This window comes from Lentzea sp. NEAU-D7 (assembly GCF_026242055.1).
Classification (GTDB): Bacteria; Actinomycetota; Actinomycetes; order Mycobacteriales; family Pseudonocardiaceae; genus Lentzea.
The window spans coordinates 150116-160893 of record NZ_JAPJDL010000002.1; the positions used below are offsets into that span (position 1 = coordinate 150116).

Here is a 10778-nt window from a genome sequence, read left to right on the forward strand (position 1 = left end):
CGGATCAGCGGACGACCTGTGCGGGGATGCAGTTCTTGCCGGTGACCTTGAACAGCGCCTCGCACAGCGCGGGCGCGGTGTCCGACGGGAACGGTCCGAGCCAGATGAACTGCGTGAACCGGGTGTCCTCCGGAACGATGACCGGGCAGACGTCGTCGCGTCTGCTCAGCAGCGCGGTTTGGCCTCGCAGCGCCGGGTTCGCGCTCTCACGGTGCCGCACCCACATCGTCTCGTAGTCCAGCAGCACCCTGACCTCGCTCTGCGGCATCGCGCCTTCCAGCGAGTGCAGGACGAGGACGGACGAACCGGGATCGCACGGCATGTCCGTGTATTCGAGCTGATCGGGCACAGCGGGCGAGGGGGTGGTGACACCGGAGTTCTGACGGGACTGGGACTGGAGGTTGCCGCCGATCAGCATCCCGATCCCGATGCCGACGACGAGCGGAACGACCGCCAGCACGAGTGTTCGGCGCTTTCGTCCACGAGCGAACATCGGTGGGCCGGCATAACGAGCGCTCTGCACCGGGGGACCGTACGCCAGTTCGTGCGGCCGCAACAACATCGGCCCGGAACATTCAGTTCCTGTTGGCACAGACCTTTGCGGAGCTGCCGCGTTCGCCGTTGTAGCCGAGCGCCGCGATCTGGAAGCACCGCCGGTCGCCGCCGCCGTCCTCGACGACGTACTTCGTGCCGCCGCCCGTCACCGTCGTGAGCGCGTTCGGCTTGGTGCCGGTCACGTCGACCACCACGAACTGGGCCTGACCACCGCTCGGATCGGTCCACTCCAGCTCGATCGACCTGCCCTTGTACTCGGCGCGCTTGAGCACCGGGACGAACTTCGGGTCGGTGTTCGGCGAAGGGCCCGCGTCGGCGGAGTCCGACGTCGGCACAGGCGGTGTCGTCGTCGTCACGGGTGGCTGGGCCTGCTGGCCGTCGCCCCTGTTGAGGACGATCCCCGCGGCGAGCCCGCCCGTCACGGCGATCACGGCCAGCAACGCGAGCACGGCGCCGCGCTTGCTCTTGCGGACCGGCGCCGTCATCGGTTCGACGGGAGGGAGGTCCACGCTCGGGAGCACCGCGACCGGAACAGGCCTCGGAGGTGGCGGCGGGACGAGGTCGTGTTGCCGGTACGTCAGGTCTTCGAGCCTGCCCCGCCACGAGTCGTCGCGCTCCGGCTCGGGTTCCGGTTCCGGTTCCGGTTCGGGCTGGAAGCCGCGCGGGCCGAAACCGGGTGCCTCGGTCGGGCCCTCCGGGTAGAAGTCGGGGCGCTCGCCCAGCATCGCCGTCGCATCCGGGTCCACAGTGGACAGCGCGGTGCCGGAGGTCGCCGCCATCAGCGCGTCGCGCAGCTCCAGTGCCGAACCGAAGCGCTCGGCCCTGTCCTTGCGCAGGCAGCGGTCGATCACGGCGACCAGCCACGCCGGCACGTCGAACCGGGTGAGCGGCCGGGGTTCGCCGCTGCTGACGCGCCCGACGTAGGACAGCAGCGTGTCCTCGTCGGGGTTGTCCGAGGCGAACGGCGGCTTGCCCTCCAGCAGCGTGAACAGCGTCGAGCCGAGCGACCAGACGTCGTCGGCGAACGACGGGGTGGCGCCCTCCAGCATCTGCGGCGCGGCGTGCCGGTAGCTGACCATCTGCAGTGACGCGGAATGCCCCGCGTCGGCGCCGCGCGCGATGCCGAAATCGGCCAGCACGTACGAAGTCGGGAGCACCAGGACGTTCTGCGGCTTCACGTCCCGGTGCAGGATGCCCTGGCCGTGCGCGAACGCCAGCGCGTCCGCCACCGCGATGCCCGCCGCCACCACGTCCTGCACGGGCAGCGGACCCATGGCGCGCAGGCGGTCGTGCAGCGAGCCCCGCTCGTAGAACTCCATGACGATGCACGGGCGGCCGTCCGGCAGCGTGCCCGTGTCGAGCACCGTGACGATGTGCGGGTGCTGGCGGCCCAGCTCGACGGTGATCGCCAGCTCGCGGCGGAACCGCGCGACCGTGGCCGGGTCCGTCACCTGCAGCACCTTGACCGCGACGTCGCGGCCCAGACCGTCCTGCCGGGCCCGGTAGATCGTGCCCTCGCCGCCCTGCGCGATCACGCGGAAGGCGCTGAAGCCGGGCAACGCGATCTCGGGCGCCTGCGCGGCGCTCTGCGCGGGCGCCCAGGCCATCAGATCGTCTTCCACCAACGAATCCTATCCCGGAGCGAGGGGGACACCGGTGGACGTTCGTCGAGAAGGACGTGGTGGGTTCGGCTCAGTCGGTGATCACTTTCACCTGGAATCCCAAGGACTGCAGCATTCCGGTGAGCATGACCCTCGTGTTGTCCTCGGCACGGGTGAGCAGCTCCGACCGCTTGGCCGCCTCCGCCAGCTTGCCCTCGGCGGCGACGTAGAAACGCTGCTGGTCAGGAGGTCCCGCGAGCGCCTGCAGGTCGTTGATCAGGCCGCGTTCCTGGCTGAAGACGTACGAACGGTCGTGGTGCAGGTTCGGTTTGTCGAGCTGCGCCTTCGGGATGCGCAGCTCCACGGTCTTGCCGTCCGCGGACACGACCAGGCCGTCGTCCTTCAGCGTCCCCAGGTCCACGAACGCGTTGACCGACCCGGCCGCGACGAAGAGCGTGCGTTCGCCCGCCAGCGCCGCGGGAACCCACTTGACGTCGTTCTCGATGTCCAGCACGACCTGGAACTCGCCGGCCGCGGCGTGGTACTGGCTCAGGTCCCGCACCGACTCGAGCATGGCGGGCTGGCTGCGATCGATGGATTCGTCGCCGAAAGGCCTGAACTGGCCGAAGACGAACACCGCCGCGCCGAGGAGAATGACGACGGCCGCGACCACAGTTCCACGCATCACCCAGCGCCTGTCCACCGCGTTGGAGTACCCGTGAGGTGATGCGCGCACACGGTCCGTATGGGCTAATCGACCCGTGCGGAATCAGTTCCGTGTCCACGTGGTTGGCTTGGACGAGACGAGAGCGATTGATCAGGAGGCGTGCGGTGGACCCGGAGAACCTGTACGAGGTGGACTCGGAGGTGCCGGACCTGACAGGTGCGGTGCTGCTGCACCACTTCGAGGGCTTCATGGACGCCGGCGCCGCGGGCCGCCTGCTCTCCGAGCACCTGCTGGAGACGCTGGAGAGCCGCGTCGTCGCGCGTTTCGACATCGACGGCCTGATCGACTACCGCTCGCGCCGCCCGCTGATGACCTACGCGACCGACCACTGGGAGGACTACGCCGCCCCGGAACTGGTCGTGCACCTGCTCTGGGACAGCGCGGGTCACCCGTTCCTGCTGCTCAAGGGCCCGGAGCCGGACCGCGGTTGGGAGGCGTTCATCCAGGCCGTGCGTTCGCTCATCGACCGCTGGGGCGTGCGTCTGACCGTGGGCTTCCACGGCATCCCGATGGGCGTGCCGCACACCCGGCCGTTGAACGTCATCGGCCACGCCACGCGCCCTGAGCTGGTGTCGGAGTACCAGCCGTTCTTCAACCGCGTGCAGGTGCCGGGCAACGTCTCCGGCCTGCTGGAGTTCCGCCTCGGCCAGGCGGGCCACGACGCGATGGGCTTCGCCGCCCAGGTGCCGCACTACCTGGCGCAGTCGCAGTACCCGACCGCCGCCGTGACCCTGCTCGACGCACTGGCCCGCGCCACCGGCCTCGCCCTACCGATCGGCTCGCTGGTCGACGCGGCCCAGGCCGCCGACGCCGAGATCCACCGCCAGGTCGCGGAGTCGGAGGAGGTCGCGCAGGTCGTGGAAGCGCTCGAGCGGCAGTACGACGCGTTCATCCAGACTGTCGGCAACACCGACCTCCCCAGCGCGGACGAACTGGGCGCCGAGTTCGAACGGTTCCTGGCCGAGCAGCAGCGTCCGCCGGACCACCTGTAGGAGCTTGTGATGGCCACCTGGGACGACGTGCACAGGATCGCCACCTCCATGCCCGACGTCACGGAGCGGGTGCGCGAGGGTGTCGTCGACTGGAGGGTCAAGGACAAGCTGTTCGTCTGGGAACGGCCGCTGCGCAAGACCGATCTGTCGGCACTGGGCGCCGCGGCACCCTCCGGGCCCATCCTGGCGGCCCGCGTGCCCGACCTGGGGGCCAAGGAGGCCCTGCTGGCCTCCGACCACTCGGTCTACTTCACGACGCCGCACTTCCACGGGTACCCCGCGATCCTGGTGCGGCTGGAGCACATCGAGGTGGGGGAGCTGGAGGAGTTGATCGTGGAAGCGTGGCACGCGAGGGCACGACGCCGATGACGCTGACGAAGTGGATCCGCGAGGTCGCGGACGAGCCGTTGCTGCTGACAGGCGACCTCCTGGCCCAGGCGGAGGAGAACACCTGGTCGCTGGGCAGGGCCAAGGGGGAGACACCCGCGGCGGCGGAGGTGGTAGCCGCGTTCGAGGAGACCGCGCGACGGCTCGGTGAGCGCGTGACCGCGATGGAGCGGACCGCGACCTTCTACGTCTGGTACGACGCGCAGGCAGGGCACTTGAAGTGCTCGACGACCTCCGCGAAGAAGGACGCGCTGCCGTTCGACGCGAAGGTCGACCCGGACGCGACGCTCGCGGCCGTCGTCGGCGCCTACCTCGCCGGCGCCTGGCCGGGAACGGACGAGGACTTCGTCCTTCCCGTGTGGACCACCGAGGTCGGGCTCTAGTGGAGTTCCTCTGCTACCACCGGGACAGGCCCGGTTCGATGCCCCTGCGCTCGAGCCTGCTCGAGGAGCACTGGTCCTACATGGACGGGTTCTCGCTCATCGCCCGCGGCCCGACGTTCGCCGACGGCGTGCTCACGGGCAGCGTGCACGTCGTCGACGTGCCGGACGCGGCGGCGGCCCGCGCGTTCGCGTTCGAGGAGCCCGTCTACCAGGCCGGCGGCTATCGCGACGTCCTGGTGCGCCGGTGGCGCAACGTGCTCGGGCGCACCATGTGGGACTTCGCCGGAGGCCGTGAGGGCGGAGGGCACCTCGTGCTCGGCTTCGGGGCGGGGGAGGCCGTGGACCTCGTGCCGGCGCGGCCCGAGGAGCTGGTCGCGTACGGGCCGCTGCTGTCCGACGACGGCACCGCGTGGCTGGGGACGGCACCGCGTGGCTGGGGACGGCGGCGCTGGTCAGGTCGGCGGACCCGGCGTCGGTGCTCACGCCCGGTCGGTACGACGCCGTCGAGGTCCACGAGTGGGAGTTCGGCGGCCGGCGCTAGGAGTGGTCCCGCGACTCCACGAGGCTGAGGGTCACGCTGCGTCGGGGTCCGTGCCGATGGCGCCAACTGAGTGAAGCGAACGCCCGAGGTCTCCGGTGAGGATGCGGGGGTGTCTTCGCCACCACCACAGATCGGGGCCGGGCAGCCGGTGGAACTGGCCGAGTGCTTGGCCGTCGTCGTCGACGGTCGCGGTCCTGTACCGGTCGTCCAGAGCCTTGATCTGCGGCGTCCAGAGCTGGACGACGTGTTCGTCCAGCAGAAGCCATGCCTCATGCAGCCAGTTTCGGCAGTAGAGGTCATTGGTGTACTCGTAGATGTTGTCGCCGTAGCCGCGCTCGACGACGCTCACCAGGGCGGCCCAGGCTTGCACCCTTTCGGCGAGTGTGAACGCCGTCCGCCAGCCGCGCTGGCGCAACAGCTCTCCCACCTCGGTTTCAGTCGCCACGGGCGTGAGGCTCTCAGTAGCTGACGAACCGGTAGTGCAGCCCGCTGCTCGACTCCAGCCACTCGCCGACGCGAACCGGCGAGCGGTCCACGGCGGGGGCGAACGTGTCGCCCTCGAACGACTCGCGGATCTCCGTCACCTCGACGCGGTCGGCGAACGGCAGCGTCGCCGCGTACACCGCCGAGCCGCCCATCACCCACAGGTCGCCGGTCACGTCCGCCAGAGCCTTCTCCAGCGAGGAGAACGTCTCCGCACCCTCCTGCGGCGTGCGCGACAGCACCAGGTTGCGACGGCCCGGGAGCGGGCGGAAGCGCGGCGGCAGCGACTCCCAGGTGCGGCGTCCCATGAGGACGGCCGCGCCCGCGGTGAGCTCCCGGAAGCGCTTCATGTCCTCGGGGACGTGCCACGGGATGGCGTTGTCGCGGCCGATCACGCCGTTCGCGGCCTGCGCCCAGATCAGCCCGATCACACCGCCACCGGGGCCTTGATGCCGGGATGCGGGTCGTAGCCCTCGATCGTGAAGTCCTCGTAGGCGTAGTCGAACAGCGAGGCGGCGGGGGCCATCTTCAGCGTGGGGAAGTCGCGCGCCTCGCGGCTGAGCTGCAGCTCTACCTGCTCGACGTGGTTGTCGTAGATGTGGCAGTCGCCGCCGGTCCAGATGAAGTCGCCGACGCCGAGGCCCGTCTGCGCGGCGATCATGTGGGTCAGCAGCGCGTAGGAGGCGATGTTGAACGGCACGCCCAGGAACAGGTCCGCGCTGCGCTGGTAGAGCTGGCAGGAGAGCTTGCCGTCCGCCACGTAGAACTGGAAGAACGCGTGGCACGGCGGCAGCGCCATCTGCGCGATCTCGCCGACGTTCCAGGCCGAGACGATGATCCGGCGCGAGTCCGGGTTCGTCCGCAACGTCTTCAGCACCTCGGCGATCTGGTCGACGTGCCCGCCGTCGGGGGTGGGCCAAGAGCGCCACTGCACGCCGTAGACCGGGCCCAGCTCGCCCTCGGGCGACGCCCACTCGTCCCAGATGGACACGCCGTGCTCCTGCAGCCACTTCACGTTGCTGTCGCCGCGCAGGAACCACAGCAGTTCGTAGGCGATCGACTTGAAGTGCACGCGCTTGGTCGTGATCAGCGGGAAGCCCGCGGCGAGCGGGTAGCGCAGCTGGTGGCCGAAGATGGACCGCGTGCCGGTGCCGGTGCGGTCCTCCTTGCGCACGCCTTCCTTCAACACGTGGCGGAGCAGGTCTTCGTACTGCGTGTCGGGCATGCCCGCACCCTAACTCCAGCGGTTGAACGCCGTCAGCTCCGACACGTCCCGCCGCACGGCCACGGAGAACCTCTCGGCGGGGTGCCCGAGCGGCACCATCGCGGCGATCTCCCACCGGTCGGGCACGCCGAGCAGCTCCAGCGCCTCGGCGTGGTGGACCCTGATGACCGTGGTCAGCGTGGTGCCGAGCCCCAGCGCGCGGGCGGCCAGGCAGAAGTTCTGGACGGCGGGGTAGACCGACGCGTGCACCGGCCCGATGTCGATGCCGTCCACCAGCGACCGCAGGCGTGGCATGAGGAAGAACACGATCACCGGCACGGAGGCCAGGGTGTCGGCGAGGTGGTTCGCGGACCGGCCGATCCGCAGGCCGACGGCGTCGGTGCGTTCCGGGGCCGTCTCGGTGTAGCGGGTGAACGCGCTGCGGTACAGCCTGCCGACCTCGGCGCGCACGTCCGGATCGGTGACGACCAGGTACCGGGTGGGCTGGACGTTGCCGCCGGACGGCGCCTGCTGGGCCGCGCGCAGGCACGTCCACACGTCGTCCTCGGCGACGGGCTCGCCGGTGAAGCGGCGGATGGCCCGCGTGGTCATGATCGCTTCGAGGGCGTCCATCAGAACCTCGTCATGTCCGGGCCGAGCCCGAGCTTGAGCATCGAGTACGTCTCCAGCATCCGGCGCGACACCACCGTGTGCTGGGCGGCCACGTGCGCGTCGCGCAGGCAGCGTTGCAGGGCGGACGACTCGAACACGGAACTGCCGCCGCCCGCCGCGAACGCCTTCTGCGCCACGTCGGTGGCCTCGGCCGCGGCGAACGAGCAGGCCAGCCGCAGCCGTGCCTTCACGGGATCCGGCGCGGTCTCGCCGTTCACCGCGTGCTCCCAGGCCGTGCTCAGCGTGTCGTGCAGGAACGCCACCGCGGACGACAGCCGGGCCTCCATCAGCGCGAGCTCGATCTGCACGCCGGTCTGCTCGGCGAGGCGGGTCGTCGCGTACTGCGGGGTCTTCTCGGCGGCCAGCGCCTCGATCTCGTCGATCGCGCGGCGGGCCACGCCCAGGCACACGGACGCGACGCCCGCCGCCAGGAAGCTGAAGTACGGGAACACGGTGATCGGGCCCTCGATGCCGGGCGTGATGCCGATCGGCCACACCGCGCGCCTGAACGGCAGGAAGGCGTCCGTGAGGGAGAACTCGTGCGAACTGGTCGCACGCAGGCCGGCGGAGTGCCACGTGTCGTGGATCGTCACGTCCGAACGCGGGTACACGGCGAGACGCGGCCCGACGGGCGTGAAGGTGCCGCCGATGACCCACGACGCATGGGTGACGGCGCTGCCCCAGCCCCAGCGGCCGGTCACGCGGTAACCGCCGTCGGTCTCCACGGCTTTGCCCAGTGGCGCCGCGGTGCCCGCGATCAACGCGCGCGGATCGCCGAAGACCTCGTCGGCGGCCTCCACCGGCAGGTACCAGGCCAGCGACGACGAGATCGTGGTCGTCATCGCCGTCCAGCCGGTCGAGGCGTCCGATCGCGACAGCTCCTGGACCTCCCGGCTCCACTCGGGCAGGCCGAGCTCGGCGCCGCCGTAGCGCTTCGGGGCGATCAGGCGGTGCACGCCGCGGTCGACGAGTGCGGTCAGCACCGGTTCGGTGAGGGAGCGCTGCTGCTCGGCCAACGGCGCCTCGGCGCGGATCAGGGCGTGGAGATCCATGCGCGCGATCTTGCTCCAGCGGCTACAGCTTGGCGAGCGCCTCAACGAGTGGCTTCAGCTCGGGAGCGCCGGAGGCTTCCTCGAGGGAGGCGGCGAGCACCTGGTCGTGCGTGGGGCGGGCGAGCGCGAGCAGCTCGTGGCCCTTCTCGGTGACCTCGGTGTAGATGCCGCGCCGGTCGGTGGGGCAGAGGTAGCGCGCGAGCAGGCCGCGGTCCTCGAGTCGCGTGACCAGGCGCGTCGTGGCCGACTGGCTGAGCACCACGGCGTTGGAGAGCTGGTTCATCCGGAGGTGGAACCCGTCCTGGCGGTTGAGGACGTCCAGAACGGTGTACTCGCTGACCGAGAGGGCGTGTGCCTTCTGCAGCGCTCTCTCGAGGCGGTCCTCGATGCGCGCGTGCAACGCCGCGAGCGTGCGCCAGCCCTGCGCGCGCGCCTGGACGGCGTCGTCGTCCAGTGACATAGCTCAACCCTTCTCGAATAGACAGCGTGTGCAACTATTGCGTACGCTTGTAATCGTCTTCAACAAGTCTACCGGGGAGAGACATGGATCTGTCGGGACGCACGGCACTTGTGACGGGCTCCACCGCGGGCATCGGCTTCGCCGCGGCGGAGGGCCTGCTCAAGGCGGGTGCCACCGTCGTCATCACCGGCCGCACCGAGGAGCGGGTGGCCGAGGCCGTCGGCAAGCTCAGCGCCAGCGGTGACGTGCGCGGTGTCGCGGCGGACCTCGCGACCGCCGAGGGCGCGGCCGACCTGGTCGGCCAGGTGCCGGACGTGGACGTGCTCGTCAACAACCTGGGGATCTACGGCGCGAAGCCGGTCTTCGAGATCGACGACGCCGAGTGGCAGCGCTACTTCGACACCAACATCATGTCCGGCGTCCGGCTGGCCCGGCACTACACGCCGCGCATGGTCGAGCGCGGCTGGGGCCGGGTGATCTTCGTGAGCAGCGAGTCCGGCGTCTTCACGCCGACCGAGATGGTCCACTACGGCATGACGAAGACCGCGCAGATCGCGATCTCGCGCGGCATGGCCCAGGAGGTCAAGGGCACCGGCGTCACCGTGAACTCGGTGCTGCCCGGCCCGACGCTGACGCCCGGTGTCGAGGAGTTCATCCGCGACCGCGTAGGCGAGGGCGGCGAGGCCGAGTTCGTCCGCACCGAACGCCCCACGTTGCTGCTGGGCCGCCTGATCCGCCCCCACGAGGTCGCGAACCTCATCACCTACGTCGCGTCGGACCTGTCGTCCGCGACGACCGGAGCCGCCCTGCGCGTCGACGGCGGCACCGCCCCGACGCTCATTCCGTAAGCACTACCGTGAGGATCTCGTTTTGAACACCGTGAAGCTCAACAACGGCGTCACCATGCCCCAGCTCGGCTTCGGCGTCTGGCAGGTGCCCGACGCGGAGGCCACCCCGGCCGTCGCGGAGGCGCTGAAGGCCGGCTACCGCAGCATCGACACCGCCGCCGCCTACGGCAACGAGGCCGGCACCGGTGCGGCCATCGCGCAGTCGGGCCTGGACCGCGACGACGTCTTCGTCACCACCAAGCTCTGGAACGACGACCACGGCTACGACGCGACGAAGCGCGCGTTCGACGAGTCGCTGCGCAAGCTCGGCCTCGACGTCCTCGACCTCTACCTGATCCACTGGCCGACCCCGGCGCGCGACGACTACGTCGACACCTGGAAGGCGTTCGTCGAGCTGCAGAAGGAGGGCCGCGTCCGCGCGATCGGCGTCTCCAACTTCCAGCCCGAGCACCTGCGGCGGCTGATCGACGAGACCGGTGTCACGCCCGCGGTCAACCAGATCGAGCTGCACCCGTACTTCCAGCAGGCCGAACTGCGCGCGTTCCACGCCGAGCACGGCATCCAGACCGAGGCCTGGTCCCCGCTCGGCCAGGGCGGCGAGCTGCTGAGCGACCCCGTCGTGCAGAAGATCGCGCTCGCGCACGGCAAGTCGGCCGCACAGGTCGTGCTGCGCTGGCACCTGCAGATCGGCAACGTCGTGATCCCGAAGTCCGTGACGCCGTCCCGGATCCAGGAGAACATCGACGTGTTCGACTTCGAGCTGCCGCAGGCCGAGATCGAGCTGCTGTCCACTCTGGACCGCGACGGCCGCATCGGCCCGCACCCGGACGAGCTCAACTAGTTCACGGAAGTACGAACAGTTCAGGGAAATAC

15 protein-coding genes are annotated in these 10778 nt (G+C 70.1%); 6 read left to right on the plus strand and 9 right to left on the minus strand.

All coding sequences use genetic code 11. The annotated features are described in order from the left end of the window. Positions 1-4: 4 nt before the first annotated feature. The 3 genes from ORI60_RS04080 to ORI60_RS04090 all read right to left on the minus strand — a co-directional run bounded on the left by ORI60_RS04080 (position 5) and on the right by ORI60_RS04090 (position 2841). Positions 5-460: a hypothetical protein gene (locus ORI60_RS04080; RefSeq protein WP_266034348.1), complete on the minus strand. Its 456-nt coding sequence runs from the start codon at positions 458-460 to the stop codon at positions 5-7. A 115-nt stretch (positions 461-575) separates the two neighbouring features. Then, a complete protein-coding gene (locus tag ORI60_RS04085) occupies positions 576-2177 on the minus strand; it encodes a serine/threonine-protein kinase (RefSeq protein ID WP_266034350.1) in 1602 nt (533 codons plus the stop codon). 70 nt (positions 2178-2247) lie between these two features. After that, positions 2248-2841, minus strand: a complete 594-nt coding sequence (locus ORI60_RS04090; RefSeq protein WP_266034352.1) for a DUF4230 domain-containing protein — start codon at positions 2839-2841, stop codon at positions 2248-2250. Between the two features lie 128 nt (positions 2842-2969). Here ORI60_RS04090 and ORI60_RS04095 point away from each other — a divergent pair, with 128 nt between their 5' ends. The 4 genes from ORI60_RS04095 to ORI60_RS04110 are packed head-to-tail and all read left to right on the plus strand — an operon-like array spanning position 2970 to position 5214. Next, positions 2970-3875, plus strand: a complete 906-nt coding sequence (locus ORI60_RS04095) for a proteasome assembly chaperone family protein (protein WP_266034357.1) — start codon at positions 2970-2972, stop codon at positions 3873-3875. Between the two features lie 9 nt (positions 3876-3884). Further along, positions 3885-4244 carry an MmcQ/YjbR family DNA-binding protein gene (locus tag ORI60_RS04100; RefSeq protein ID WP_030475545.1) on the plus strand — a complete coding sequence of 120 codons (360 nt, stop codon included), beginning with the start codon at positions 3885-3887 and terminating at the stop codon, positions 4242-4244. After that, complete coding sequence (locus ORI60_RS04105) at positions 4217-4645, plus strand: hypothetical protein (RefSeq protein WP_266034364.1); 429 nt, start codon at positions 4217-4219, stop codon at positions 4643-4645. The genes ORI60_RS04100 and ORI60_RS04105 overlap by 28 nt, the downstream gene beginning before the upstream one ends. A gap of 38 nt (positions 4646-4683) precedes the next feature. Then, complete coding sequence (locus tag ORI60_RS04110) at positions 4684-5214, plus strand: YciI family protein (protein ID WP_266034366.1); 531 nt, start codon at positions 4684-4686, stop codon at positions 5212-5214. Positions 5215-5217: 3 nt separating this feature from the next. Here ORI60_RS04110 and ORI60_RS04115 read toward each other — a convergent pair whose 3' ends face one another. The 6 genes from ORI60_RS04115 to ORI60_RS04140 are packed head-to-tail and all read right to left on the minus strand — an operon-like array spanning position 5218 to position 9057. Further along, a complete protein-coding gene (locus tag ORI60_RS04115) occupies positions 5218-5631 on the minus strand; it encodes a hypothetical protein (protein ID WP_266034368.1) in 414 nt (137 codons plus the stop codon). A gap of 13 nt (positions 5632-5644) precedes the next feature. Next, the gene (locus ORI60_RS04120) at positions 5645-6100 is read right to left on the minus strand and encodes a dihydrofolate reductase (RefSeq protein ID WP_266034370.1); all 456 of its coding nucleotides are present in this window, start codon (positions 6098-6100) and stop codon (positions 5645-5647) included. Next, a complete protein-coding gene (locus ORI60_RS04125) occupies positions 6097-6894 on the minus strand; it encodes a thymidylate synthase (RefSeq protein WP_266034372.1) in 798 nt (265 codons plus the stop codon). Before ORI60_RS04125 ends, ORI60_RS04120 begins: the two co-directional genes overlap by 4 nt. A gap of 9 nt (positions 6895-6903) precedes the next feature. Beyond that, positions 6904-7506, minus strand: coding sequence for a nitroreductase family protein (locus ORI60_RS04130; protein WP_266034375.1), 603 nt, complete (start codon positions 7504-7506; stop codon positions 6904-6906). Next, positions 7506-8597, minus strand: a complete 1092-nt coding sequence (locus ORI60_RS04135; protein ID WP_266034376.1) for an acyl-CoA dehydrogenase family protein — start codon at positions 8595-8597, stop codon at positions 7506-7508. Before ORI60_RS04135 ends, ORI60_RS04130 begins: the two co-directional genes overlap by 1 nt. 22 nt (positions 8598-8619) lie before the next feature. Next, complete coding sequence (locus tag ORI60_RS04140) at positions 8620-9057, minus strand: MarR family winged helix-turn-helix transcriptional regulator (protein WP_266034381.1); 438 nt, start codon at positions 9055-9057, stop codon at positions 8620-8622. Positions 9058-9140: 83 nt separating this feature from the next. Here ORI60_RS04140 and ORI60_RS04145 point away from each other — a divergent pair, with 83 nt between their 5' ends. Next, positions 9141-9905, plus strand: a complete 765-nt coding sequence (locus tag ORI60_RS04145) for an SDR family NAD(P)-dependent oxidoreductase (RefSeq protein ID WP_266034384.1) — start codon at positions 9141-9143, stop codon at positions 9903-9905. 55 nt (positions 9906-9960) lie between these two features. Then, positions 9961-10746, plus strand: coding sequence for an aldo/keto reductase (locus tag ORI60_RS04150; RefSeq protein ID WP_266035433.1), 786 nt, complete (start codon positions 9961-9963; stop codon positions 10744-10746). Positions 10747-10778 lie beyond the last annotated feature (32 nt).